This is a genomic window from Bradyrhizobium sp. Leo114, from assembly GCF_055229415.2.
In genome coordinates this window covers 33,749-59,957 of sequence record NZ_JBUYEN020000043.1, presented here as the reverse complement: position 1 = coordinate 59,957, position 26,209 = coordinate 33,749, and the positions used below count along the sequence as shown (strand labels likewise).

At 62.0% G+C, this 26,209-nt stretch carries 21 protein-coding genes and 3 pseudogenes; 14 read left to right on the top strand and 10 right to left on the bottom strand.

Annotated elements, in window-relative coordinates; all coding sequences use genetic code 11:
• Positions 1–152 (bottom strand): helix-turn-helix domain-containing protein (locus tag ACZIRK_RS35455; protein ID WP_474419069.1); only part of this gene is annotated, 152 nt, incomplete at its 3' end.
• Positions 153–263: 111 nt separating this feature from the next.
• Here ACZIRK_RS35455 and ACZIRK_RS35450 point away from each other — a divergent pair.
• A pseudogene (locus tag ACZIRK_RS35450) lies at positions 264–534 on the top strand (type II toxin-antitoxin system RelE/ParE family toxin).
• A 301-nt stretch (positions 535–835) separates the two neighbouring features.
• Here the strand turns inward: ACZIRK_RS35450 and ACZIRK_RS35445 are convergent.
• From ACZIRK_RS35445 to ACZIRK_RS35435, 3 genes and pseudogenes are all read right to left on the bottom strand, one after another.
• Entirely contained in the window at positions 836–2,020 is a 1,185-nt protein-coding gene (locus tag ACZIRK_RS35445) for an RHE_PE00001 family protein (RefSeq protein ID WP_207231158.1), read from the bottom strand.
• Between the two features lie 297 nt (positions 2,021–2,317).
• A pseudogene (locus tag ACZIRK_RS35440) lies at positions 2,318–2,709 on the bottom strand (type II toxin-antitoxin system VapC family toxin).
• Complete coding sequence (locus ACZIRK_RS35435) at positions 2,709–2,954, bottom strand: type II toxin-antitoxin system VapB family antitoxin (protein WP_130230413.1); 246 nt, start codon at positions 2,952–2,954, stop codon at positions 2,709–2,711. Before ACZIRK_RS35435 ends, ACZIRK_RS35440 begins: the two are co-directional and overlap by 1 nt.
• 1,742 nt (positions 2,955–4,696) lie before the next feature.
• Here ACZIRK_RS35435 and repA point away from each other — a divergent pair.
• The 3 genes from repA to repC all read left to right on the top strand — a co-directional run bounded on the left by repA (position 4,697) and on the right by repC (position 8,357).
• Entirely contained in the window at positions 4,697–5,911 is a 1,215-nt protein-coding gene (repA, locus tag ACZIRK_RS35430) for a plasmid partitioning protein RepA (protein WP_130230411.1), read from the top strand.
• Complete coding sequence (gene repB / locus ACZIRK_RS35425) at positions 5,908–6,927, top strand: plasmid partitioning protein RepB (protein WP_130230409.1); 1,020 nt, start codon at positions 5,908–5,910, stop codon at positions 6,925–6,927. Before repA ends, repB begins: the two co-directional genes overlap by 4 nt.
• A gap of 197 nt (positions 6,928–7,124) precedes the next feature.
• Positions 7,125–8,357 carry a plasmid replication protein RepC gene (repC, locus tag ACZIRK_RS35420; RefSeq protein ID WP_130230407.1) on the top strand — a complete coding sequence of 411 codons (1,233 nt, stop codon included), beginning with the start codon at positions 7,125–7,127 and terminating at the stop codon, positions 8,355–8,357.
• A 503-nt stretch (positions 8,358–8,860) separates the two neighbouring features.
• On the opposite strand, the gene ACZIRK_RS35415 is transcribed toward repC, so the two are convergent.
• From ACZIRK_RS35415 to ACZIRK_RS35405, 3 genes are all read right to left on the bottom strand, one after another.
• Positions 8,861–9,019: a hypothetical protein gene (locus ACZIRK_RS35415; protein ID WP_165435593.1), complete on the bottom strand. Its 159-nt coding sequence runs from the start codon at positions 9,017–9,019 to the stop codon at positions 8,861–8,863.
• A 1,100-nt stretch (positions 9,020–10,119) separates the two neighbouring features.
• Entirely contained in the window at positions 10,120–10,917 is a 798-nt protein-coding gene (locus ACZIRK_RS35410) for an IS630 family transposase (protein ID WP_474419068.1), read from the bottom strand.
• 155 nt (positions 10,918–11,072) lie between these two features.
• A complete protein-coding gene (locus ACZIRK_RS35405) occupies positions 11,073–12,059 on the bottom strand; it encodes a hypothetical protein (RefSeq protein WP_130231932.1) in 987 nt (328 codons plus the stop codon).
• Positions 12,060–12,460: 401 nt separating this feature from the next.
• On the opposite strand from ACZIRK_RS35405, the gene ACZIRK_RS35400 reads away from it, so the two are divergent.
• From ACZIRK_RS35400 to ACZIRK_RS35385, 4 genes are all read left to right on the top strand, one after another.
• Positions 12,461–15,883 (top strand): autotransporter outer membrane beta-barrel domain-containing protein, encoded by a 3,423-nt coding sequence (locus ACZIRK_RS35400; protein ID WP_474419067.1) that lies wholly within the window; start codon positions 12,461–12,463, stop codon positions 15,881–15,883.
• A gap of 56 nt (positions 15,884–15,939) precedes the next feature.
• Positions 15,940–16,224 (top strand): filamentous haemagglutinin family protein, encoded by a 285-nt coding sequence (locus tag ACZIRK_RS35395; protein ID WP_130229792.1) that lies wholly within the window; start codon positions 15,940–15,942, stop codon positions 16,222–16,224.
• 560 nt (positions 16,225–16,784) lie between these two features.
• Positions 16,785–17,096: a hypothetical protein gene (locus ACZIRK_RS35390; protein ID WP_130229793.1), complete on the top strand. Its 312-nt coding sequence runs from the start codon at positions 16,785–16,787 to the stop codon at positions 17,094–17,096.
• Positions 17,097–17,384: 288 nt separating this feature from the next.
• The gene (locus ACZIRK_RS35385; RefSeq protein ID WP_245475065.1) at positions 17,385–17,594 is read left to right on the top strand and encodes a hypothetical protein; all 210 of its coding nucleotides are present in this window, start codon (positions 17,385–17,387) and stop codon (positions 17,592–17,594) included.
• Between the two features lie 541 nt (positions 17,595–18,135).
• Here the strand turns inward: ACZIRK_RS35385 and ACZIRK_RS35380 are convergent.
• Both ACZIRK_RS35380 and ACZIRK_RS35375 read right to left on the bottom strand, forming a co-directional pair.
• Complete coding sequence (locus tag ACZIRK_RS35380) at positions 18,136–18,477, bottom strand: hypothetical protein (RefSeq protein ID WP_456646554.1); 342 nt, start codon at positions 18,475–18,477, stop codon at positions 18,136–18,138.
• Between the two features lie 1,067 nt (positions 18,478–19,544).
• Positions 19,545–20,399, bottom strand: a complete 855-nt coding sequence (locus tag ACZIRK_RS35375; RefSeq protein WP_245475066.1) for a PhnA-like protein — start codon at positions 20,397–20,399, stop codon at positions 19,545–19,547.
• A 343-nt stretch (positions 20,400–20,742) separates the two neighbouring features.
• On the opposite strand from ACZIRK_RS35375, the gene ACZIRK_RS35370 reads away from it, so the two are divergent.
• From ACZIRK_RS35370 to ACZIRK_RS35350, 5 genes and pseudogenes are all read left to right on the top strand, one after another.
• Positions 20,743–21,582, top strand: a complete 840-nt coding sequence (locus tag ACZIRK_RS35370) for a hypothetical protein (protein ID WP_474419066.1) — start codon at positions 20,743–20,745, stop codon at positions 21,580–21,582.
• Between the two features lie 90 nt (positions 21,583–21,672).
• Positions 21,673–21,987: pseudogene (locus ACZIRK_RS35365) on the top strand (MTH938/NDUFAF3 family protein); the annotation flags it as partial.
• Complete coding sequence (locus tag ACZIRK_RS35360) at positions 21,979–22,428, top strand: hypothetical protein (protein ID WP_456646563.1); 450 nt, start codon at positions 21,979–21,981, stop codon at positions 22,426–22,428. The pseudogene ACZIRK_RS35365 and the gene ACZIRK_RS35360, both read left to right, overlap by 9 nt.
• A gap of 462 nt (positions 22,429–22,890) precedes the next feature.
• Positions 22,891–23,250, top strand: coding sequence for a PRC-barrel domain-containing protein (locus ACZIRK_RS35355; protein ID WP_474419065.1), 360 nt, complete (start codon positions 22,891–22,893; stop codon positions 23,248–23,250).
• Positions 23,251–23,509: 259 nt separating this feature from the next.
• Complete coding sequence (locus ACZIRK_RS35350) at positions 23,510–23,803, top strand: glycosyltransferase family protein (RefSeq protein WP_130229798.1); 294 nt, start codon at positions 23,510–23,512, stop codon at positions 23,801–23,803.
• Between the two features lie 495 nt (positions 23,804–24,298).
• Here the strand turns inward: ACZIRK_RS35350 and ACZIRK_RS35345 are convergent, their stop codons facing one another.
• On the bottom strand, positions 24,299–25,693 hold the full coding sequence (locus tag ACZIRK_RS35345) for a carbohydrate porin (protein WP_474419064.1): 1,395 nt from the start codon (positions 25,691–25,693) through the stop codon (positions 24,299–24,301).
• A 257-nt stretch (positions 25,694–25,950) separates the two neighbouring features.
• Here ACZIRK_RS35345 and ACZIRK_RS35340 point away from each other — a divergent pair, with 257 nt between their 5' ends.
• Positions 25,951–26,178 carry a hypothetical protein gene (locus ACZIRK_RS35340; protein WP_130229800.1) on the top strand — a complete coding sequence of 76 codons (228 nt, stop codon included), beginning with the start codon at positions 25,951–25,953 and terminating at the stop codon, positions 26,176–26,178.
• The last annotated feature ends 31 nt before the right edge of the window (positions 26,179–26,209 follow it).

The window sequence follows — 26,209 nt, the reverse complement described above, 5'->3', positions numbered from 1 at the left end:
ATGCTGCCGGTCTCGCGCTGCCGGCGCACCCATCCAATGGCAGTGCTGACGGCGATCCCGAACTGCTCGGCCGCCTCATGGCACGACAGCCCTCCACTCACAACCGCCGCAACGACCCGCTTCCTCACATCCAAAGAGTAAGGCTTGCCCATCCATGCCGGCCTCCAGCCCAGCCAGCATGGGGAATCAGAAACCGCCTGATTTGGGAATCCCAAATCGATTCAAGCTAACTTCATTCCGCTTTAGTCTGGTCGCGCTTCGCGTTGTCCGATCGCGACAGCATTTTCAGCTACATCGAGGCCGAGAATTCTCGTGCCGCGGTCCATGTCGACGAACAGATTGCGAATGCCGCGCGGCGCCTGCTCGCCTTTCCGGATAGCGGTCGGCCGGGGCGTGTCGCTGGGACGCGCGAGTTGGTCATTCCGCGTACATCTTATGTCGCGGCGTACCTGGTCGACGGCGATACCGTTCGCATCTCGCGCGTGCTCCATGGCGCCGCAGATGTGGCCAGACGAACTTACCAACGACGATTGAGGCGGCTCCGTACAGTATCGTGCGACCAGCTGGACGGGCAAGTTTCGATTTATTGCATATATCGTAGGTTGCCTACGATAAGTACGATCAAACTAAATCTTCAAGCCTTCGTCTCGCGTGCGTGCCGGACGAATAAAGGCCTTGGTCAGCGTCTCGAGCGTGACCGGAGCTTTCGTCACACCTTCGGGCGCTGGAAACGGCCGCTGCGCTGGATTTCAACCGCGCGGCATTTTTGTGGGTGCCTTATTCATCTGGACGAGGCGGCCTTTCCGCCGAGCGTTCACAGCACGGACTTTCGCCTCTACAGGACGCCCCACGCCCGGTAGCGTCCCCGCCCGGTCGCCTCGCGCAGGCCGAGCTCGGCGACCAGGTTTTGGGCAGCACGGGGAGTGATCTCGAGTTCCGCCGCGATCATGCCCGCCGAGACGATCGGCCTCGTCAGCACGTAGTCGAGGAGAGCCGGCAGTTTTGAAGTGGCGCGACGGCCGGCGAGTTTTCGGGCGAGCAGGTTTCTGGTCATCAGCCAGCGGTCGTGGTCCTTGCGGCCAGACTCGGCGGCGGCCGTGATGGCCTCGAGTTGCACGACCAAACGCGCCGCGGCGTCGCGTGGCCGCCGGCGCGCACGCGGAATGTTCTTTAGCCCAGCATGCAGGCACGGCAGATGCGAGCGCGTTTTGCCGCGGTCCCTCAACAATGCCGCGGCGAGCAGGCGGCCGAGCCAAGGGGTGTGCTCGAGCGGTTCGATCTCACCCCAGGCGTCGGCGGCAATCGCCCCCGCCAGCGTCGGCGGCAAGCCGCGAGTCTGGTCGACCACATCGCGCCAGTGATCGAGGCGTTCCTCCTCATCCCAGTCGGGATCGTAGATGAGAGAATCCCGCTCCGGCCGAAACCGAGTCTCGTCGGCAAGCCTGCGCTCCGCCCTGGCGTTCGCTGCGTCGACCGCGTCGAAAGCGGCGGCCAGATGGGGATCGGTCTCGCGGACACCGAGGGACAATTCGAGACCCACCTCCTCCCGCTCGGCGTCGTCGTCGACCTCAAAATTTCCCTCGCCTGTCTCCTCTTCTCGCTCGCCCCTGCCGCGCAGGCTGGCGAGCCCCGGAGCCGACAGCGCCCAATCGGGCTTCGCCTCGGCGATGCGCCGACGGGCGCGCAGCACGGCGTGGGCGCGAGTCAGCTCGTGGGTGGGAGCGCGAACGTCCATGCCGGCGTCGTGGAGGACGAGGTCATCGAGGTGGACAAGTTCGCCGTCCAGCCACAGACTGGCGCAGGCATCGGTGAAGTGTGTCCGGCTGATTGCGCCGTCGCGGATTGGGCTTTTGGCCAGCCGCTCGTCGAAGCGGGCCACAGCATCCTCGGCGGCGGCGAGCGGCCCGACGAGCTGGGCCCAGGGCAGCGGATCGGGGATTTTGTAGGTAGGCAGCAAGGTCCTGATAACCCTAATGGGAACCAGCGAAACGGAAGCTAACACGGCTTTCGCTTCCGTCATAGCGATGTCGGTTCCGGACCGCCCGAGGATTCAATTTCGGTTCGCAAATCAACGAGTTCTGGCGGCCTCAAGCCAGGCTAGCCGCCGGTCGGCGCCAAACCGCCAAGAAGATGCGCCGCTGGCAGCTCCCCTGCCCTCTTCCGGACGCGTCGGCCGCCCTCCGCGCTCAGATGTCCTCCTCGATCGACTGTCGTCACGGCTATCGGGCTGGCTTCCCCGCGTCGGTTCGGTGGCTTCGCCGCGAATCAGCGTTCATTACTTCTGCCACGCTCAGGCTCGCTCCGATAGTAGCGCTTGTCAGGCCGCCTCGATGTCGGTCTGCGGAAAATCGGCGCCCTTGAACATCAACGGTTCGCCAAGATATCGGGCGCAGGCGTAGGCGAAACAGTCCCCGAAATTGAGCCGCGCCGGGTGCCCTTGCCGAAGCGGTCGAAGGCGTCGAGCGCGATGCGGGCTGTTTCGGGCGCAACGTTGACCATTTTGATTTCCATCGGCGCGAGATAGCTCTCGACCGCTTCGGCCGCCGCGGCGATCGGCAGATCGAGCACGCGGGCGATGGCAATCGCCGCCTCCCACACGGCCTGCGGCGAGGTCAGCCGGGTTGTGCTTTGCTGCACGCGCGCCAGCAACTCGCGCGCCTCGTCTTCGTCCGTCAGCATCGCGGTGAGCGCCGAAGCGTCGATGAACATCAGGAATCCTCGTACAGGCTGTCGCGGAACGCCCTGTCAGCAGGCTTGCCGCTCTGCGGATTGCCCTTTGCCTTCAAATCGCGACAAAACTGGACGCCCAGGTCGACTAATGACGGCTTGCCCTGCTCGCGCTCGAGTTCATGGGCGAGTGCCGTATGCACGGCCTCGGTCAGCCCGATTTTCTTCAGCGCCGCGACCCTGCGGGCCAGCGCGTCAGTCTCCGGATTCTTGATATGGAAGGCCATGCGGCGCTCCTCTAGCGTGTATCGTGTATCCTTATATAACGTTCCGGATACACCGCGTGAAGGCCGGGTATTCTCGCGAAATCTGATGGAGAAGGTCGTAAAGCACACGGAGGCCCGAGATTTCTATGGTTAGCATTCTATGAATGCCACCTTCTGGCCTTCCGGGCCCTATTTCCCATCAAGACCACACGCCATGACCTCGACCGGGCTCGGGCTGAGGACAACCTGGTCCCGGCTCCTGAATTCATTAGGGCGCGGATCGTCGACGACTAGAAGGACGCGCGTCGGCGGCTGGAAGGCACAGATTGTTGTCAGCTGACAACATCCATTTCGTAGGCCCGGCTCTTATTGTCAGCTGACAACAATCCTCCAAGGTCGGTTGCTGCCTATGACCGCAGTGCGAGGCGACTTTCCGGTCGACCTCATTCGGCGCCACGCAAACCCGCGAGATTGGATTGTCGATCCGTCTTGCTGTCTGCCGATGGAGTGCCACTCCGACGCTGGATGCTGTGGATCAAACTTCCTGACAGGCAGGATCAAGGCGTGAGCTCAGCCTACTCTTCGGCTGGTTCTCCCCGAACGATCCACGGTCATGGCTCGAGCCGATGCCGGCCGTTGATCACCCAAGGTCCGGCGGCGCCTCCGCCTTACCCGACCGTGAAGCCGCCATCCCGTTGCGCTGGTCTAAGGGGATGTTGTCAGCTGACAACAATCTGTGCGGCGCCCCCGATGGGACTACGTTCCGCCGCGATCGGAGCGTCTCGTTCAGGAAGAGATTCGATGCGGCGTGCCCGCGTCGAAGGCTCACGATGGCATCTCGGGCAGTTGGCCAGGTGTGAAGAATGTATGCGGCCCGGCGCGAGGTCGCTCCGCCGCACAGCGGTGCCCGTTAAGGTGGTGGCCCGACTGAGCTTGGCTTCCTTCGCCGAAACAGATCGCATGTGCGGTCGATGATGAGCCCCCGCCGCGCTAGGTGCTGGTCGGCCTTGCGGCTGGTGGTCCGGGAACAGCGAGCGCGAATGACCCGGAATGCACTCGGTCGATTACTCGACCCTTGTTCTTCGGCTGATTGGCGGAGACCTGCTGCCGTGAGGGGCTTGCTTGTTGCCCTGGCAAGCGGCGGCCTAGCGAAGTGCCGCAGTGGCGCGTCGATCCACACTGCGACGGCCCGGCGAACCGACATCGCAAAATCCCGTCGCTCGCCACCAGCTCCGGCGCTTCAACGAGAGGGGGAGGGTGCTTTTGGGGGACCGTTGGTCTTCGGCATCAGGTACGAGCCCACCTACCTTACGAGGCATGCGATCTTCCGGGCAGCGACTTGCTGGAAAGCAAGGAATAGGGACGCTCGCGCGCCGATTGGTCAACGACCGTCAAGCACCGGTACACGCTGACTCGACCCCAGAAGGGAGGGTTTGCGGCGCATGGAAAGACGCCCCGGCGCATCCGCACGATAGCAACACTGATCGGAGTAGCGGCTGGCATCGTACCGAATGATGCTTGAGGGATCCACGCAGCCTCGCCGAATCGCGCTGTAGTAGAGGCTGGCTCGGCTGGCTGGGGCCATTGTTGTCAGCTGACAACAACAGGGCGACGCGCCAAAAAGCGGCTGCTCGCCGTTAGGCACGCCATCGAGCGTTAAGAACTCGTTAACCCTTTATTTCTTGCTCAAATCATAGAATCGTGGCCATCTCTCAAGACGGAGATTAGGCGTCTGACGCGCAGAAACCGTCTTGAGAAGGCAAATGGCGATCTTAGCGGAAGATTCGGTTACGATGAGCGAGACTGCGTCTGCGCGGATCTCTCGGCATGCCGGCATTCTTTCCGGCCAACTTCGCTCGCTCGCGACGACGCTTTTCCCGCCTTCGGCGAGCAAGTCGCTCCGGTCGTTCACCTCAGGAGAGGTCGCCCGAATTGCGGGCGTGTCCGATGGGTACCTTCGACAACTTTCTCTCGACGGACTTGGACCGACCCCGACGACGGGAACCGGTGGCCGCCGATCTTATACTCTGGCTCAGATTCATGAGTTGCGCGGGTATCTCGCCACCGCGCGGCCGCGCGAAGCATTGGAATTTCTCCCGCGCCGCCGCCTTGGTGACAAGCTCCAAATCATCACCGTCGCGAACTTCAAAGGCGGTTCCGCCAAGACGACGACGGCATTGTATCTTTCGCAATACCTCGCCCTTGCCGGCTTTCGGGTCCTGGCGATCGATCTCGATCCGCAAGCTTCGCTGTCAGCAATGTTCGGGTACCAACCCGAGTTCGACATCGCCGCGAACGAAACCCTCTACGGCGCCATACGATATGACGAACACCGGCGGCCAATGCGCGAGGTCGTTCGGCCGACCTATTTTGACGGGATAGGTCTCGTTCCAGGCAATCTCGAGCTTATGGAGTTCGAGCACACCACGCCTCGAGCAATGGTCGAGCGGCGTGAACGCGGACACGACCTATTCTTTCGCCGTGTCGCCAGCGCCATCGACCAGGTCGCCGACGACTACGACGTCGTCGTCATCGACTGCCCACCCCAACTTGGTTACTTGACCATGGGCGCGCTAAACGCGGCGACCGCGATGCTCGTGACCATCCATCCTCAGATGGTCGATGTCGCATCCATGAGCCAATTTCTCCTCATGACGTCGGACCTCATGTCCGTCATCGAGGAAGCGGGTGGGCGCCTCGACCACGATTTCATCCGGTATGTCATCACGCGTCACGATCCTAATGACGTGCCCGAAGCTCAAATCGTGGCGCTCCTCCGCACCCTTTTTGGATCGGATGTGCTCCAGGCCACGGTGTGGAAATCGACCGCGATCGCCAATGCCGGCCTCACTAAGCAATCACTGTATGAGCTGGAGCGCGGCGCCGTAGGGCGAGGCGCCTACGACCGGGCGTTGGAATCGGTCGACTCGGTCAATGCCGAAATCGCGCAACTTCTTAAGAAGGTGTGGGGTCGATGAGCAAACGCACAGACACCATCAAGAGCCTTTTCACGGCCCCGCAATCAACCGCGTTGTCAGCTGACAACGTGCCCGGTGCACTGCCGCGGGTCTCGTCAGGCTCGGTCCGCTCGTTGAAAGATTCCTTTTCCGAAGTCGAGAAAGAGAACGACGAGCTTCGCGAAAGAATTGCATCCGGGGCTGTGATCCTTGAAATTGACCCCTCGCTTATCGATCCGTCACCGCTGGCCGACCGGTTTCGCGATCAGGATGATAGCTCGTTCGAAGCACTCAAACAGTCGATCGCACAGCGCGGCCAAGAGGTGCCCATTCTCGTTCGGGAGCATCCTGAAGCGAAAGGGCGCTACCAGAGCGCCTATGGTCATCGCCGCGTCCGCGCCACACGCGAACTAGGCATTTCAGTCAAAGCGGTCCTGCGAGCGCTGTCAGATGAAGCGCTTGTCGTGGCGCAAGGACTCGAGAACGCACCACGCGAAGATTTGAGTTTCATCGAGCGCGCGACCTTCGCGATGCATATCGAAGATGCCGGGCACAGCCGGTCAATCGTGCAAGACGCCTTGTCGATCGATCGGGCAGAGGCGTCAAAGCTTCTTGCCGTGGCTCGATCGGTCCCAGCCGAAGTCATTCAAGCAATCGGGAAGGCTCCGAAAGTTGGCCGCGGCCGCTGGCAGTCATTTGCTGAATTGATCAAGGATGTAGCGGCGCTCAAACGTGTCAGGACGGCGATCGCCGAACCTAAATTTGCAGAGCGAGAAACTGACGCTCGATTCCTTGCAGCATTCACGGCGGCAAGCCGTCCATCTTCCGCGGGACCATCGAAGCCATCCGAAGAGAAGCCTGTCTTTTCCGTATCCGGAGACAAAATCGCGCACGTGCGTCAGGCCGAGCGCGAATTGAAGCTCACCATCGACAAGAATGTCTCGACGACATTCGCGGCATTTCTTGTCGACCAACTCCCGGCCCTGTTCGACGCGTTTTCCAAGACGAGCAGCGGTCAGGAAAGCACCGAGGCCTGACGGCCTCGTCCCGCAAACGCAGACCAGGAGCAGACAAGGCAAAAGAAAAAGGCCCCCGAAACGGAGTTCCGGAAGCCCTTCTCTTCAAGTTTGGCGACTGACAGAGAATCACTTTCGCGAATCGCAGTCAAGAGTTTCTACGCGATTTTATCGTCGTTTCGGCGAGCAGGTTTCCTTTGCCCAGCTGAGGCAAAGACATGCAGTCACACTCTCCAACGACGCCCTTCGGGCGGCGATCGCTGACACTTGCCCATGTGGCAAGCCATATGGTCGCAACAGAACGCCCGCCCGAAAAGATCGTGCACAAATGGAAGATCTTTCATGCCATCTGTACGGCACGGCCGCGGCTTGGCGTGTCCGAGCGCGCGCTCTCAGTGCTTAACGCGCTCCTGACCTTCCATCCTGAGACGGCGCTCACAGGAGAGGATGAACTGATCGTCTTCCCGTCGAACCATCAGCTCAGTCGGCGAGCGCACGGTATGCCGGCATCGACGCTGAGGCGTCACCTGGCCGTACTGGTCGACGCGGGGCTGATCGTCAGGCGCGACAGTCCGAATGGCAAGCGGTATGCGCGGAAGGACAATGCTGGCGAAATCGAGCTCGCCTTCGGCTTCGATCTTTCACCGCTCGTAGTACGGTCAGAGGAGTTTGAGGGCCTGGCGGCCGATATCGAAGCGGAAGCCCGTGCACTCAAGCTGGTGCGTGAACGGATCACGCTGTGCCGGCGCGACATCGCGAAGATGATTGCAACCGGCATCGAGGAAGGCGTCCCGACGCGAAGGGCAGGGCAGGGGCCTGCCGATTGGCAGGAGGTGCATGCCGCCTTCCGCGCAATGGTCGCTCAGATTCCGCGCACCGCGACGCGCCAGGAGCTCGAGCCGATCGCTGACGAGCTGTCGCAACTGGCTGACGACGTGCTCAATCTTCTGGAAACACACATCAAATCCAAGAATCCGAGCGCCAATGAGTCCCATTCTGAGCGCCACATACAGAATTCAAATACCGAAGCCCTCACTGATCTTGAACCTTGCCTTCCAAAAGGCAGGGCGGCGGGAGCTGAGCCAAGACCTCAACCATCGCGAGTCGCCGAAAGTTCGTATCCGTTGGGAATGGTCCTGAGTGCATGTCCGGACATCGTCGATTATGCGAAGGGTGGGATTTCGAACTGGCGCGATTTCCTCGCCACGGCGGCGGTTGTGCGATCGATGCTGGGGATCAGCCCGAGCGCCTGGGAGGAGGCGCAAACCGTCCTGGGTGAAATGCAAGCGGCGGTCGTCGTCGCCTGCATTCTGCAACGCGGCACCACGATCAGATCCGCTGGCGGTTACTTGCGTGGGCTGACGCGGAAAGCGGAGGTCGGGGAATTTTCTCTTGGGCCGATCCTGATGTCGCAGATCAACTCCCGGCTCCATGAAAAACGAACGGCCTGACGGATGGGTAAGCGTCTCTGTGCGCCACCGGCTCGGGCTGACGCGTACGTGGTTCGCTTGCGGTTGAGGTCGAATTTGATGGGGCCTTGGCTGCGGCGGCAAATCCTCATCAGGGTGCCGCGCAGGAGACTGGCGACCCCGAGATCGTCAGTGCGGCCATTGCGCACCCCGGGCGCCATGCGACAGCGGCCGGTCGGATGAAGCGGCCGTTTTACCGAGCACGCCGCGCTGCCGACCGACCGATCGGGCCCGCGAGGGGCGGCAGGGCAACGCTGCCAACGGGCCGAGCAAGATCGATGAGAAGGCTCGCGCGCAACGCGGCGCTAAAGGAACAACGCCTAGCGCGAGGATGACGAGAAAGTGGGGGACCGAAACGGAGCGTACTGCGCTCGAGGAGCGAGCTCGGGCGGAGGAAGTCCGCTGGCAAAAACACGAGGAGACGCCGGAGGAAGTGTCTACATCGTGCGCGCGAGTAGGCCGCAACTTCGTCGGGCTGTCTTCCTTCAGAACGGCGCCGGGCCAAGCGCGAGGCTGAAGGCCATGGCCGCCACAAGGGACAGCAGCAGACCGGCGCCGGAGAAGATCGCGACGGTCTTCAGGTCCTCGACGTCGGTTTCTGCACGGGCGCCGCGCGAGAGCGCCCTCGACAAGGTGGCTATCATCTGTTTCCTCCAAAGAACGCGGGACAGGACCATAGAGGACCGGAACGCGGAGCCGTGTGAACTAGGTCTCAATGACGGCTCGATCTTCGATAGCCGTTCTTGGGCAAGCTTGCTCGATGCGCCCAACTTCGTGCCACCGACTTGCAGTCGTTGACCGCGGATCCGGACGCCGTCGAATGCCACAATAGCTTCGCAGCAGATACTAGAGAGGTGGCGTCTGGACCGACCAGCGGCAGTCAGTGAACAGTCGCCCCGGTCTACGAAGACACGGAAAACCAACGACCGGACCGCGCTCGACTAGGTCCGCCGGGATGGATTCGTTAAGCTTGGCCGGACCCGGAAAAAAAGGGCCGCCGGCGTCGCACGCGGGAGCGGGTCGCCTCCGGATCCTGGTCTGCTCTTCAGGTCGTATCGTTGTGCCAGATCGAGCAGCCGCCGCCTGGTGAACGGGTCCGCCTTCTCGGCCAAATCGCGAGCCCGCTGCGCGAAGCCCCTGTAGAAATCTTCCACGACGCCACCCCCGCAACTTCACTGAAGGCTTAATTTCAATCTTGAGGCGCTACGCGTCAAGCGAGCGGCACCATCCGGACAGATTTCGGCGCGCACCGCTTGTGTCGGCGGGCTGCATGAAACTAACCTGGGCTCGGCAGGAAATATCGATTCCTGCGCAAAGTTCGAGCCGCAAGCTGTGCCCGTCGCGCGGAAAGGCGATGACGGCCATTCCCGTCGATGTCGCCGATGGGCGGTCGCGTTATGTTTGCCTTGCCTGCAAGGATGATCCGCTGCACGACCCCGCCGCCCGGAAGTGGGCGGATAGCCCGCTGCGGCCACCCGCCAAATAGCGTCCGATTGAAATCGAGCCCGGCAGCCGGATTGCTGCTGGGGCCGATTGTGCTGACAAACCTGTCTAATGCTGTGGGGTTGCAACCCGCACTTCCAGCTTCGTTCCGTCGTGCGTGCCGGCGGAATCGCTGCGGAGTCGGCGGCCGGCATGTCCACGACGCTAGCATCTGTTTGGCCCATTGGTCGCATGGATGCGGAGGGCGAGGTTGCATCCACATGGCGCGTACGTGGGTATGGGCGCAGCTCTCTAGAGCGTTTCACATTTTGACGGAAGCATATCCGGCGTTTGCGAAGTAGTTGCTGCATTCGCGAGGTTGGATTGTTGCGACGAGATTGCCGAGGTGTCGCCAAGTATCTTCGAGGGTGCGCTTCTGCGCGATGCGCATCCAGTGCTTGACCTTGGCGAAGGGCTGGTCGATCGGATTAAGGTCGGGTGAGTAAGGTGGCAGATACCACAGCCTGGCACCGTGCCCGCGGATGAGGCGACGCAGAGCAGCCGACTTGTGGCTGCCGAGATGATCCATGATAACGATGTCGCCGGGCCTGAGAACTGAAACGAGCTGCTGTTCGACATAGGCTTGGAAGCACTCACCGTTGATCGGCCCATCGAAGACGCAAGGGGCGATGAGGCCGTCACAGCACAAAGCGCCGAGAAAGGTCAGCGTCTGCCAATGCCCGCGCGGGGCAGACCCCGGCACCCGCTTGCCCTTTGGTCCCCAACGCGTAGCGGAGCCATGCTGGTCTTGATCCAGGTCTCGTCGATGAAGACGAGACGCTTGGGATCCAGGCCGGCCTGCCAGGACCGCCAACGGTGACGCGTCGTGCAACGTCGGAGCTGGCCTGCTCAAGGGCGAATAGTGTTTTTTTGAACCGCAGCCCTTCGCGCCGTAGAAAATCCGGACCGCATTGTGCGAGACCTTGATCCCACGCGCGGCCAGTTCGTCCTTCAGCTTGTGCAGCGTCAGATGCGGCGTCTGGCTGATCCGTTCCTTGATGAACGCGCGATGAGGTTCCAGCACCGGCTTGCGGTGTCCGCCCATCTTGCCAGGCGCCACCGAACCAGTCGCCGATGGCGTTGCGACAACACGCTCACGAAGATCGTTGGAAAGAGGTCGGCTCATCAGATGCTGGCCTCCAGCCCAGCCAGCATCTTGAATCACAAACCGCCTTCAGGGGAATCCCTATCGATTCAGCTTAGCCATGAAACGCTCTAGCGTCCGCTTCCGGGCAACGCGCCAAGGTCAGCTTGTGGCGCACTACGGTGTAAAGCATCAATCTCCTGACCGTATCGATCTTGGCTGACTTGCTCTGCGATTAAGCGATACAAGGCGATCTGACCTGCGGCCCAGGTTTCGAACTCCCACAGAAAGTCGGGCATGACCGTCACTGTGCGGCCGCCGGGATCAACTGCAAAGCAGCCGCGTCTCTCAGCCTCATTGAAGATATTGCCGATATGCTGGCGTGAGAGACGGAAGCGCTCTGCCAGTGCGCCGTAGGAAAGTAGCACAGGTTCAGCCTTACTGATGCCGCCGCCATAATGCGCACTCAGCACGGCCGAGAGAACCGGGTAGCCGCAATCCTGTTCAGTCAGCCGAACAATGTTCACGAAAGGCGTAAAGTAGAGGTCTTGCTGGACGAACAGATCGTAGGAATAGCCGAGCCAGTCGCCCAGCGTGTCGCCTTCGGCGCGCAGTTGTGTGGCGAGTGGTCTTGGCGGGGGATCAATGAGCTCGGAGGCTTCCAGAAACGCCAGTGGGGAGCGAGCAATTTCCAGGCTTAGCGTCATCGTAGGCTGCAGCCGCACAACGCGCCGATCGTCAGAAGAGCGGATTGCGACGACATACCCGCCCAACTTCAACGATGCGACGAGATTAGATACCTGCCGGGCGCTCGCATGCGCCGCCCGTTGAAGTGAGGAGAGCGTCGGCAGCTCTCCTCCGCTCCTCCGCCAACGGGCATCTTGACCGATCAAGGCATAGGAAACGAGATAGCGCAGCTTCTGCCCGAAGAACTTATCCGCCGGCCAAGCGCTCTCCGGCGGCTGCATCATCGCCTTGCAGTGGGCATGCAAAGCGGGGCGGAATGATGCCAAGCGGAGCAGGTCTCCCGCTCGGCGCCAAACCGGCCATTCCGCATAAGCAGCCACCACGGGATGAAGGCGCCCGGAGTTACAAGCTGGCTCGAAACCGTTGTTCATCGTGAGATACCTGCAAAGTTTGGACTTCGCCGTTTCCGGCATCTGTACGAGAAGCGGTTAATCCTACGCGGCTTCCCTCGGTTTACGCGGGTCGTACTCCTCACGCTTTTCTATGCTCCCGACCTTCACTAGGCCCCATGAACGTTGACTTAATCAACATGACCGCCTCCTCGTCTGGCGCCGGGTAAAAATGGTGCCCGATGAAGATCGTTGACAAATCTCGGTTCGTGCAGAGCTCCCGTTTCATTACAAGGAACGTGCGACGTTCGCAGCTGCGCGGAATTGCTCACGCCGTTGTTATCCTTGTCCTATTTGCGCCTCACCTTGCTGCTGCCCAGTCCGGAGGCAATGGCGGATTTGGCAGCGGCGCCCAGCCGGGCGGTGCAGGCGGCGGGCCCTTTATGGCTGGAAGTCCAGGCAGCGGCGGCACCGGAGGCGGCGGCGGAGGAGGAGGCGGGGCCGGTCAAGCTGGCGGCATCTCATCCTCCGGCTCAGCCGGCGGTGCAGCTGGCGTGGACGGGCACTTCAGCAACGGTGGCAAAGGGGGAGACGGCAACGGTTCCGCGGGCCCGGGCCAGAGCGGCAGCGGCGGTGGCGGCGGCGGAAGCGGCCTGGTCGCTGCCGGCGGGCCTGTGAATGTCAACAGCTCCTTCGCCGGAGGTGTCGGTGGCCGCGGCGGATTGGCATTAGAGGGTGGCGGTGGCGGTGGCGGCGCCGGCGGTTACGGCATTCTCGCCACCGGAGCAGGCGCGATCGTGGTCGATGTCAGAACATCGGGTGCAATCAGCGGCGGGGCCGGCGGTAATGGGTATGGTCCGGCCTCTCTCAACGCAGTTACGAATATCGGCGGCGGGTTTGGAGGCGGCGGAGGCGCAGGCGTCGGCTTCACCGCCGCGGGCTCTCGTCTCGATCTGTTGTCTGGCACCCTCGCGGGTGGAGCGGGAGGGATCGGCGGTGGTTGGGGAGGGGCTCTACAGGGGTCCACGATCGCCGGAGGGGATGGAGGAGCAGGGGGAGCCGGGGTGCTGGGCTCCGGCCAGGTCATCAATTCGGCCGGCACGATCATTGGCGGTGCGGGCGGAAGAGGCGGCAGCTCATACGACGCGCCCGCCAGTTCCGGAGGGGCGGGTGGAGATGCCATCCACGGATCGGGCAACACCATCTTCAACAGCGGGACTATTTTGGGCGGCAACGGCGGTGCAGGCGGATCCATCTATAACACTACGACGACGGGCGCCGCTGGCTTGGGCGGGATCGGCATTTCAGGTTCGGATCTGTCGGTCACCAATGCCGGGTCGATCAGTGGCGGTTTGGCGGATGGGGGCGCCGGCCCGCGAGCCAATGCGATATTGTTCAGCGGCGGTGTGAACCGGCTTGAACTGCAAGCCGCGAATGCTCGCGGGACCTATTCCGCGATCACCGGCAATGTTGTGGTCGATACCGGTGCGGGCGCCAGCGGAACGCTCGCCCTTGGCGGGACGAATGACGCTTCATTCGACATCTCGGAGGTCGGCGCATCCGGGCAATATCGCGGCTTCGCGTCGTTCGAAAAGCTGGGGGCCGCAACCTGGACCCTGATTGGCACCACCTCGAATGCCACGCCATGGTCCATTAACGGCGGTACATTGTCGGTTGCATCGAATGGCAGTCTGGGCGCCGGTGCCGCGGGCCTGAGCTTCGACGGTGGAGCCCTCCGCGTGACCGGAACGGGATTTCCGGTTCTTGCCCGCACGATCACTCTGGGTCCGGGAGGCGGCACGATCGATGTCGCGGATTCGACCCACACATTGCTGCAATCCGGCGTGATCAGCGGGACCGGCGCGCTCACCAAGGCGGGCCCGGGATCGCTGCTGTTGAGCGCGGCGAACTCCTATTCGGGCGGCACGACTATCGCAGACGGTTCGGTCACGCTAGCGGCCGCAGATGCGCTCGGCACGGGCGGCCTGACCATGGCCGGCGGAACACTGAATGTCGGCGGGTTCGACTTGCGGTTGCCTTATCTGCAGGGGAGCGCAGGCCGTATCAGCAACAATGTAGCCGGTTCCGCAACGCTCAGTGTGGGGTCCGGCTCTTTCAAGGGATATCTGGAGGATGGGGTTGGCCGTCTGTCTCTGGTCAAGGAGACTTCGGGCACCCTGACATTGGAAGGCAATAGCGCCTATACCGGCTCGACCCTCGTCAATGAGGGGAAGCTGGTCGTGAACGGGTCGATCGCGTCGTCGTCAGGCGTGACGGTGGCAGCGGGGGCACGGCTTGGCGGCTCCGGCGCGCTCCCTACGACAGTCGTCAATGGCGGCATCCTGGCTCCAGGCAATTCGCCGGGAACGTTGACCGTGAACGGCAATCTGACGCTCGGTGCAGGCTCAGTTTACGAGGCGGAGATACAGGGCGCGGTCTCGGATCGGATCAACGTCACCGGCACGGCCGCGCTCGCCGGCACGCTCAAGATCATTCCGCTCGGCGGCCCCTATGTTTTCAACACGCCCTATACGCTGCTTTCGGCGGCTGGCGGCCGCACCGGCACGTTCAGCCCCGTCGATGTGACCGGCACGTTCGGCGTCGGAGTCGCGATGGCGATGGACTATACTCCGACCGACGTCCAACTGACGCTCACGCCCCAGCAGCTGGCGCCGACCGTTGGTGCTCTCAATCCCGCGGGCGTCGCGCCAGCCAATGCCTATTCGGTGGCAACGGCGATCGACACGGCCGTCGCGGCTGGGGGCGATCCCTCCCTGCTGTTCGCGATCTACAACCTGCCGGCTGCGGTGATCCCAGCTGCGATCAACCAGCTTTCCGGAGAGATACACACCGCCGCCCCGGCTATGGCCAAGGTAGCAGCCGACCAATTCCTACGCGCGATGCTCGATCCGATGGCGGCAGGGCGACTTGGTGCCAGTGCAGCAGGCACGGGATCTGCGACCCTGTCCGGGCTGGTCCACAAAGGCAACGAGAAAACGGGCGTCGCGTCGCAGCTCGATGCGTCCGGTTATTCGGTCTGGGGCTCGGCCTTCGGTTCGCATGGCCGCACCGACGGCGACGCCGCGATCGGTTCGGCCCGACGCACCATCGACGATACCCATCTCGCCACCGGCATCGATATGCGACTGACGCCGGGCACGATCGCCGGCCTCGCCGTCGCCGGCGGCAAGGCCCGCGCCTCGCTGTCCGGGCTCGTCGGCAAGGTCGATGCCGATGTCTTCCAGGCCGGACTCTACGGCATGACCCAACTCGGCCCGGTCAGGCTCGGCGCCGCAGCGGGGTACGCAAGGCTCGAAAACGACGGCAGCCGCAGCATCCCGGCGCTGGGCTCGAGCCTGTCCTCATCCTACGAGACCACGGCCTGGAGCGGTCGGCTGCAGGCGAGCGCGGCCGCCGTCACCTGGAACGGACTCAGCCTCTCGCCCCTGGCCGCACTGCAGGCGACGCACGTCCGCAATCCGGCGGTCGTCGAGGCGAACTGGGCGGGTGCCAGCGCGGGGGCGCTCGCCTTGAGCAGGCGTAGCGAGACCACCTCGCGCAGCGAGTTCGGCCTACAGCTCGACGCCGACGGCCTCTTCGGCGGCGTTCCCGCCACCGGCTATGTCCGCGCGGCCTGGGCACATCACTTCCAGCGCGAGAGCGACCTAACGGCGAGCCTGGTGGGGCTGTCCTCCGCCGCCTTCAGGGCCACGGGCGCGGCAGCCGATCGCAACAGCGCGCTTATCGCCGCCGGCACCAGTGCCCGCCTCAGCGAATGCGTCACGCTCGGCCTCAACCTCGACGGAGAACTTTCCGCCAACGCCAACCGCATCGGCGGATCAGCGCAGATCAGGGTCAGCTTCTGAAGGTCTGTTTGGTATACTAAAGCAGCGCGTCGCCAGCTTTTGCTGCTGGGGCTTTTGTGTTGTCACGGCTGGGTCCATCTCCGGCCGTGACGCTGTCGCCGAACGTGCCGAGCTCGGGCGCGGGTATCACCGCCCTGAACGCGATTCCCGAGGCACCGCCGGGCGATATCGACCTGATCGCGCCGCTCGGGATCATTGATGCGGGCGAAGCCGGCATTCGCGTGTCTGGCAACGTCAATCTCATCAATGCCGCGAATATCTCCACGTGCAGGGCTCCGCGACCGGCCTTCCGACGGTGCAGGCGCCGCCGGTCACGGCATTGGTCACCGGCAATAACATGACCGCAGCGACGCAAAGGCTCAGCCGGCCGCGCCAGCACTAACGATCGTCCTTCGATCATCGTGGTCGAATTCCTGAGCAGCGGCGGAACGCCGGAGGGTGAAACGCCCAACCGTCGCTCCAGTCGCGCGCAGCGCTCGTCGCCTTCAAGTGATCGGTCTCGGCGATTGACCAGCGAGCAAGAGCACTTGCTGACCAACAACGAGCGGCGCAATCGCGCCGGACAATGAGTGATATGGAAAGATCTACGTGGGAAGGACGCGTCGTCAAGGCTGAGGTGCAATTGTACGCGATAACCGTCGAATTTGAGCTAATGGATCCAGCGTGTTTCGGCAGGGACTCGATCGACCGGGACTGCAAGTTGCGGGTCGATAAATCCCGAACATGGCGCTTTGGCGCCGATCGCCGCCGGCTTTCTACGCTGGAACGTTGCTCAATAGCTCCACAAGGAAAGGCTGTTCAATTGGAGGTGCGATCTTTCGTGCCAACTGCAATTGGCGAGAGGAACGGATCATCGTGGTGTCGGTTGGCGCAGCGGGTGCAGCAGCTCTGTGAGGAAACGATGAAGATCAAGACGATCAGCTTAGCCGCAATATTTGCATTGTCGTCCACCGTGGCGATGGCTCAATCCGGCAGCAGCGCCGGTGGTAGCTCGCAAGCTGGCGGGCCGGCTGCGAGCAAAACCACCACGGGAGAATCCATGAGTGGCTCGACGACCGGTGGCGGCGCGAACATGAAGAACAGCGGGACCGGACCCGCCGCGCAAAGCTCGGCTCCATCCGCCAAAGAGCCGAGCACCCAGGGGGCCGGCCCGGCCGGGGCTCCCGATCGTAAGGGCGATGCCGCATCGCCAGGAGGAGTCATGAAGAAGTAGTTCCGGCCTAGCGTCTAGCCTCGGCTCCTGCTCGGAGCTGAGGCCATATGCTGTGTGCCTCCCGACTTGCGACGAGGTTGGCTTCGGTCTGCGGCGAGAGCGATCGCCAGATAAATCCGCCGATCATCGGCGATTCAGTGGAGATTCCTCGTTTCGTGCCATCGGCGCAAATACTCCAAGCTGATATGGGCGGGAACTGATGACGCCTGGTCTAAACTCGTTCCGGGAAGCAGCAGGGTGCATTCCCGTGGCTGCCCTCGCTAGGTCGTTTGTAGAGCGGGTGTTATTGTGTCGCCGCAGAAGGAGGAAGACACGATATCGACTTCAAAGAAGCCGCTAAAGCCCAATGATTTTCCGGTGGGTGCCGAAGGCAAAAAGATGAAGAAGCAGGACGGCACGCCGATCGCGGACACTAAAGATTCACCTATCGCTGATGACGTGGCCGAGCGCCTCAATGAGGACGAAGCCCGCCGCGAACAAGAGAAGTGGTCGGCCTGATTGTCGTGCATCAGTCGACTGGCAGCGGCGTGCGATTAATTTGGATCAACGCGCCGATCAACTCGAGGAGAGGGCGGTGCTCGGGCCCGTTTGCCCCATCTCGAAGAAAATGGCCAATGGCTGCGTAGGAGGCCTGTCCCCCAGATTGTGGATTCGGCTGATGCCTCACGACAGGCATGTTGGACGACGGATCGTGCGTCAGATTGAATCGAACAAAACGGCCTATTTCCGCGGCGACCGTATCCCCGAGTCGCTCCCAAATATCGAACTCCGATGATCCGGCTGGGACCCCTGCCGGTCGGGGCAAGTGCCCGCGCTGGCTGGCAAACAGTTGGAATCACGCGGCGGATGGACGACTTCAGAATATGAGTTGGAGGGGCGGACTTCGCCTCCTCGAAGCGCGGTACGTTGGGCGGGCCGCGGCCGCCGCAAGAAACAGTCCCCCATCTCCTGGACAGGCGACCCGCTCGCCCGGCGGGAAGGACTATGGTCGCGACCAACGCGTGAGCTCCACTTGCGACAGCTGCTGCATTTCCCGAGATTAGAGGCCGCGCTCTCGGCGTAATCCAAATCGCCACATCGCAGCGATAATCGACAGCACCACTCGAAGTACAAGCACAAACATCGTGATCTGAAGCCAGATCAAACCGCCGATCTCTCGGAAGACGAACTCAATCCGTGGTCCCCACGGCGGCGGGATCGCGTCGCCGATGGCTTCTATGCCACGTTGCAGGAAGCGTTGGGCGCTGGTGAGCAACTCTGGCTTCTCATAGAAGGCTGCGACAATGAGCAGCCATGCGACGATGACCGTGAAGATGCGAAAGGAGTGAACCTTCAGGTGATGCCGGAAGTTCGGCCGATACGTATTCGGAAGTGGCGCCATCGTTATACCGGCCACGAGATTACATGCGTATTGACGGCGAACGTCCAACCGGGCTCACGGGTGAACGGGCTTCGACTCCGGCGGAGTTATGGTCCGGACCCGGCTGTCGTCTGGAGACGAGTTCCGTTCAGCATGGCAACGCGGGCATCTATAGGTCAGGCCAGAACTGGTCCATGGCCCCTGCGAGCCGGTCACGACCATTGGCCAGGCGCTACAGCGCGGACATTGGACGAGGACGTCATCGAAATTGGTCATCGCAAGACTCCGAAGCGGAGGCCCCATTTGCCCCGCAACCACAAATGCAAGCAAACGTTCCTCGCTCCAACGACTTTGCCGCGCGAGTGATGGAGATGAGAGACGATGGACGAAGCTGTCACATATCGTCGCGGAAGAGTGCCCGCCGCTGCGGAACGCTCGAAGTAAAAGCCGCTCTACGATGCCTGGCCTGGCAGACACCGGCTACCTTGATCTGGATCAAAAGGCGCAACTTGATTTCTCCGACCGTCAGGCCATGAAGCAGCCTCCAGAAGAGCTTCGACCGGATCAGGAAGCGCCGGAGCCCAAGCCGTCGCGCTTGGATGAGGCGCGCCATCAAAGAGTACGCGGACGATCTACGGGAAATTATCAGGAAGCTTCGTCGTCGTCCCGAGCAGTAAGGCCACGCGATGGAGCTCCGCCGGAGCCAAATGCGCTCTACGACGTCTGACCAAACGCAGGTGTCTTTGCCCACCTTTACTTAGGGGGTCTTTCGCTCGCAGTGCCGCCCGTTCCCCCGTTCGTGGTGGGAGGCGCTTTGCTTTCGCCAGATCGTCCAGGAGCATGGGCAGAGCCTCCCGGCTTTTCCTGCTCGCCGACGTAACCTGACTCACCCGATTGCCGTGTCTTAGCGCCCTTGTCCGCCTCCTCCTGCATCTGGGGGTTCGGCACGGTTTGCTGTTGCGCCGAGGCAGGCAGCGCCGCGCCGCTTGCCAGGGTGACTATGATCAAAACAGTTGCTCGCATATGCAGCGATCCTTCTAAATACTCCGCTCCCGACTTTTAACGCGCGGAGCGGCAAACATTCCAGTTCAAGTCAATGACCGAGCTGATCCACGCGTCACTGTCGGCGTTACTGCACTAACTTGGCCTGCAAAAAACGCGGCCAGAGCACCAAGCAGAAGAGCCAAAGCACCGAACAGAGCACCGCGCGACACCGTCTTGGCTGTTGTATCCGCCGCCTGCTTTGCTTGTATTTTGGCTTTGGCAATCGCTTCTCGGTATTGCTGTTGGTACTGTGCAACCTGAGCCTTCGCCTCATCGCGAGAAATATTCTGCGCCTTGGCCAGAGCATCAGCAGCCTTATCCGTCGCAGCGGCCTGTTGTGCGGGGTCTCCCGACAGCGCCGCACGAACGGCTGTTGCTGCGGCTTCTCGGAGCGCTGCGGGATCCTGGCCGCCCGAGGCGCTGCGAACCTTGTTCTCGATGGTCGCCATGGGATCGCTCACGTTGTTCAAGGAAGGCGCCGCGGTCTGGACCGCAGTTTGAACGGACCCGCCGACCGCTTTGCCAGCTCCTCCGAGTGCCGACGATGCCGTGCTCAGGGCGCCGCCGATCAGACCCGAGGCGGCCGATGAGAGCAGGTACACGACAACGAGGGTCGAAACCGCCCATGCAATAAGCCCGTGATAGGCAGTTGTCGATCGCGATGCCTTTCCTGAAAGCCGCCCAGCGATGTAGCCTCCAACTGCAGCCGCAATTATTCCGGATAGAACCCACCAGATACCGGCCGCGATGGAAAGTGACCCGGCGCTCGGCGTATCTCCGGCCGCGACGTCGATGGTCGATAGGCCTACGCCGACGCCAACCATATTCAGGATTATCTGCACTACAAGAGCAATCGTGGCACCGGCGAAGACGGCGCCCCAAGAGATCTCATTCAGCATGATGGTGCGGACCTCGTCGGCGGGAGCGACTGCACTCGCCTGGGGAGGATTTCGGTGGTCGCTTGGACGACCCACTTCCGGGGAATAGGCCATTTGGAGTGCCTTCTAAAAAAGAACTTGGGTCCGTAACCTCCTCTTTTCAACGATGTTCCTACGCTTGCGAGATTACTGCTTCGTCCAGCTAACACAGGCAGCTGCTTTTCCATTCCAAATTCCGAGCCGTCCACGAGTCGCATTCAGGTCGAGCGGGCAAATGTGCTGGCTCAAACGGCCCCAGTTCGCCACTGGGGCCGCCAACCTGGTTGGGGTGCCCACGCATCAATTCCAGTGAGGAAGAGGCAGCATGACTGACAAACCAGCGACCCTGTCGATTGACCCGGCCGAATGGCGGGCGTTGTTTGTGGAAAACGTTCAGCGGCTCGCGAACTTCGTCGGCCAGAACACCCACCGCATTCGCATGCCGCGGTCGACAATGCGCCGCATGCAGATCGTGGGCGCATATCGCGACGTCGAGCTGGGCCAGCCGACACAGCCGCGGGAGTCGACGGGGGACCTGGCAGGACTGGCGCGCAATTTTGAGGATCGGGGCATTCTTGCTGTCGCTCCATCGGGCAAGACCCGCTTGATTGAGTTCGGCCACCACGCGTCAGCCGAGCGCAAGAAGCGCGGCGTCGGTAGACCGGAGACCTTCGCGTTCTTGGACTTCACCTTCATCTGCGGCAAATCTCGACGGGGCGCCTTCCAATTACAGCGGAAGACCCGGCGCGACCGCATGCGGGCGAAGCTGCGGGAAATCAAGGCGGAGCTGCGGCAAAGAATGCACCAGTCTATCCCGTCTCAGGGACACTGGTTGAGGCAAGTCGTTACAGGCCACTTCGCCTATTATGCCGTGCCCACAAATAGTCGGGCGCCCTCAGCGTTCGGGCATTACGTGGCCGACGTCTGGCGCCGCACGCTTCGGCGGCGCGGCCAGAAAGACGGCTTTACCTGGGACCGGATGACGAAGCTGGTCGCCAGCTGGCTTCCCGCGCCGCGCATCCTTCATCCCTGGCCCGACCAGCGGCTTCGCCATGAAACACTCGAGGTAAGAGCCGGATGCGCGAATCGGGCTTGTCCGGGTCTGTGCGGGGTGTGCCCAGCAACGGGCATCCCTACCGCGATCCAAGGGCCGTTGCGGACGTAGTCAGAAGCTTCATAAACTTGGTTCGAGGAAAGACTTTATGGCGCCTCACCGCTGCGCGTTGGGGGAGGAGCCGATTAGAAGGAGGTCGCGATGAGGATTGAGAGCACCAGATTTGGCGCGATTACGATTAATGGAAAGACGTATGAGCACGACGTGGTCATTCGCCTTTCCGGCAAGGTTGTGAAGCGGAAAAAGAAGTTATCAAAGAAGTTTTATGGTACCTCGCACGTACTTTCAAAGGTCGAGGCGAAATTTCTCTTTGAGAAAGGATGCGACCAGGTCGTCATTGGCTCGGGTCAGATGGGCAACGTCGTCCACCTATCACCGGAGGCCGAAGCCTATTTCGAACGGAAGGGCTGCGAGGTCTTGTTGAAGCCCACAGCCGAGGCGATCCGGATGTTCAACCAGTCGCACGCAAAGAGGATCGGGCTGTTTCACGTGTCCCCTCCAGTGGAGGCTTGGTCGCGCATCAAGTCTCTGCGCAAACTGTACCGGAAAGTTCTAGCCGAAGATACGAGCGAAGCGCGGGGCTTGCGGCTTATGCGGGACCGGCTATCGCCAGACCAACGAGAGCAATTCGATGACTCAGGCTGTTTCGAGGTTGTCGGTTGCGACAGCGGAAAACGATACCGCATCTATTATGGTACAATTCCGCCGAACGTTTATGAGATCGACGATGCGGGCCGTCTAAAGACCGGTTTGTGTTTCATGCCGCTTGGCCGCCTGCCGGCGGGGGATGTCATTCTTGCCCAAAAGGTTGCCTTGGAGACGGACGAGCCCAGCGCATTAAAAGTCGCCAACAGGTTTTCGCCAAACCGAGAGTTGCTCCGCAGCCGAGCTCTTTGAGCCAAGTTTTTGGTGAATTCGAACGAACGGGCAGCCAACGGGGCCGTCGCGGGCGAGCGGGCGTAGGCACGTGGGCGCCACCTGTACCTCAATTCAAATCCCTGACTTCTCCGAAAGGAAATCGGATTTTCGCAAGGGGTGTCTAAGCATCGGAAGTCTCTCGGGAGGCAAACGCTGCTTCTAAGATGCGGTCAGCGCTCGCGGTCGGTCGCGCGATGCATCAGAGGAGGTGCCGCTGCGCAGACCGGGGCAGGGTTAGGCCATCGCCAGGGGAGTTTCTGGCGCCACAGAGGACAACCAGCGTTCAAGGGCTTAGACAAAGATCACAGTAGCGCAGCACAACACCGTCCTCCCGCGGTGCGAGCCGTGCAATGGCGGCGCGGGATCACCTTGTCGCGCTTCAGGAACGGATGCGCTGTCGCTTCCGTTGACTCCGAAGACAGCAACCTCCAGGAGGTCGACATGGCCGTGGAAGATCGGGAGACCGTCAGTCTCATCGGAAGCGATAAGGTCGAAGGCACGAACGTGTACGGGTCCGACGGGCAGAAAGTCGGGCACATCGAGCGCGTCATGATCGACAAGGTCGGTGGCAAGGTGTCCTACGCGGTGCTCAGCTTCGGCGGCCTGTTCGGCATCGGGGACGATCACTACCCGCTGCCGTGGCAAACGCTGAAGTACGACACGAACCTCGGCGGATATGTCACCGGCGTCACCCAGGATCAGCTCCGCGGCGCCCCAAAATACGCTGACGAGAGCAGTTGGGGTTGGGACGCGCAAACGAGGCGCTCGGTCGACGACTACTATGGGGTGCCGGTCGCCTAGCGAGGCGGTCCGACACGCACGTCGCGCACAGGAACGAAGCCGCCGCGTCACCGTTGTCGCGATCGGTTGCGAGGCCACATGAGAACGGTTTTCGCGCGTTGCGGGCGAGCGCACGGACATGCCGAGTATCGGTCGGAACGGTCCTGATCGCGATTGTCGCCGGCCTTCCGCTGGTATGCACCACCTCGCGCAGCGTCGCGGAGAGCTGAGGCCGGAGACCGATGCGGATCGCCCAACTTTACGGCGGCACGGAAGGCTCGTGGCCTGGCTGGTCGACGAGCTGGTCAATCTCAGGCATGAGGTGACCCTGTTCGCGAGCGGCGATTCCAGGACGCGCGGAGAATTGCATGCGCTGTGGCCGCGCGCCCTGCGCCTCGGGCGCCCGCGCGTCGACCCGAACGCGGCCTGCATACTCTTGATCGAACTTGATCGAAGTGGTCTCGCGTCGCGCCCGCGACTTCGATGCGTTCATGCGCACATCAACTGGCTGCACCTGCCGGCGCTCACCCGGTCCGGGATCCCGTTGAGCAAAGCGATTGGGCGATCTAACTGATCGCGCCGGACAAGCTCGCTGGCGCTCATGCGGTCGAACCCGCGCGGCTGGGCCCCAGATATGGAATGGGCGAAGAAGATTTTTTCCCCAGCCCAGCTAAGTAGCTCATGACGGCGCAGCAGGTTCCGACTTGGCACGCTGAACTCCGACGGGGACGACCTCCTGCTAGAGAGCCTGAGGAACGTTCCTCACTGGAACTGGTTGCCTACGGATGAATAAGCCTTTAGCGCCTCATCTCTCGGCCGACGAGCTTGAGGAGTTGCGTACCCGTTGCAAGGAGCGCGCGAAGATGGTTGCGGCGGAGATAACCAGCGAGCCCAGAGGCGGCGGACGCGAGTCCCGCGACGCGGCTGCCCGGTAGTCCCGGCAGGACGGCTTGATCTGGGACGCTCCGAGCGGCTCCGGAGCGAGGCTGTCGTCGGCAGAAACGTGCGCTAAGGCCGCGAGCAGCCTGGCGATGTCGTCCGTGTTCCGGCTCAAACGGTCGGGATCCGCCTAGAATTTGAGCGTCGTGCGCAGGCCGAAGACTGCCGCGTTCTTGAGCGCTCGGCCCGGCATCGGGCCCGCTGGGTCCGTCGCTCCGCCGCCCGGATGAATGATGTATTGGAAATTGGGCTGGAGAGTCCAGCCGTCCCTTAGCTGATACTGATACACCGCCGTCAACAATCCTTCGAAGCTGCGCACGGGCCACGCCGGACCGAAAAGTGCGCGGTAGTCGGCGTCGAGGGCCTGAGCCCGCTTCGAGACGTGCGCGTAACCAGCCGCGATGCCGAACTTGTCGTCCGGCCGTTTGTCGCTAAGGCCGATGAATTCGATTCCGGCGTCGGCATAGAGATCGATCAGATTGCGGTCGGCGGGAGCACCCGAGACGCGAACGAACACGCCAATTCCCCGGTCATCGCTCTTGGGCACGCGATAGATCTGCTGCTCGAAGACTGCCCATCCTCCGATATCTCCTGCCAACACGAGGGGAGTACCGCTGCTGGTCGACGACGCAAGCGAAACGCCGTTGCTGGCGAGTTGAATATCGGAGAATGGCCCGAAGTGACGCCAACCGCCGAACTTGATCTGGCCCGTCAGATTGGGATCGCCCTTCTTGTTGTTCCAGGCGTATTGGATTTGCCCGAGCAGCAGAGGCGGATCGTTGATCCGGAAGTTGACGCCATATCGGTTGCGTTCTTGTGGGTCGCCCGGCCCCGGACCTGCCTGGTTGCCGTCGAAGATGCCTCCAAGGACGGATAGCCGATCCGTGATGTTGACCAGCAGCCGGGTGCCCATTGCTGCCAACGGCGGCGACGGACCGCCGCTGGGCAGGTCGAGCGATGTGATCGCCGGCCAACCCATGGAGGCGTTGGTGAAGACATCGGTGTATTTCGTGTTGAAGAACTCGCTGTCGGCGGCGAGCTGCCCGAACTTCAGAGAGACCTTTTTGTCGCCCCACTGCTTCTCGAAATAGGCTTCGTAAAGCCGCGTCGACGGTAACGCTTCGATGCCGCTGATGACGAAGAGATTGTCGAGATAGTTGCGCGACAGTCCCTCGCCGTGAATCTGAAACATGTTGGCGTGGAAGGTCAGCTTGTCGACGCCGGCGAGCTTCTGCAGGTCGACATCGACCGCGAGGTTCAGCCGGCCTTCGTAGATCGCTCTCTGCTTCAGCCCGCCGGAGACATTTCCGAGCGTCTCGCCGATGTAGGTCGCGGCGAACTTGATCCCATATTTTTGGAACGGGTTCGGCAGAAGTTGAAGGGTCTTTTCCTCGACGGTGCTCTCGCCGGTGTCCGGATCGGCGGGCTTGTCTTCGTCGGTCTTCTTGTCCTCCTGCGCGAAAGCGTGAGCGCTTGCGAGGAGCCCTGCAACGAGGATGGCCAGCGCCCGGCATTTAATGGCCATGTTCAATCGAACCGCATACCGAGGTCTCCGCAAGGCGGTCGCATTGGGACATGGTCGACCGGCAAACTCAAGAGGGGGCGCCATAGCTTGTTCCGCTTCGATCCGGGAAAAGCTGCGGAAGGTGCTTTTCCACCCCCGTGATTTTGCGGCAGCGCGAGAACCGAGCCGTAGCTCTGCAACGACAGGAGGCCGGGAATAACCGGAACTTTGTCTTGGCGCCTCCGTTCGTAATTGGGGCCAGAATGGAGGAGACTGAGATGAATAGGCTGATCGTCTGCGGCGCTCTCGCCGCTTTCGTCCTCGGTGCGCAGGCTGCGAGCGCCGCCGAGTTCTACATCGTGCGCGATGCCACGACCAAGAAGTGCACCGTGGTCGACACCAAGCCGACGACGACCACCACGACGGTCGTGGGCGACGGCGTCTACAAGACCAAGACGGAAGCCGAATCCGCCGTGAAGACCACCAAGGTCTGCACCGAACAGTGATTGAATCCGGCGGCCCTCGTTCGGGCCGGTC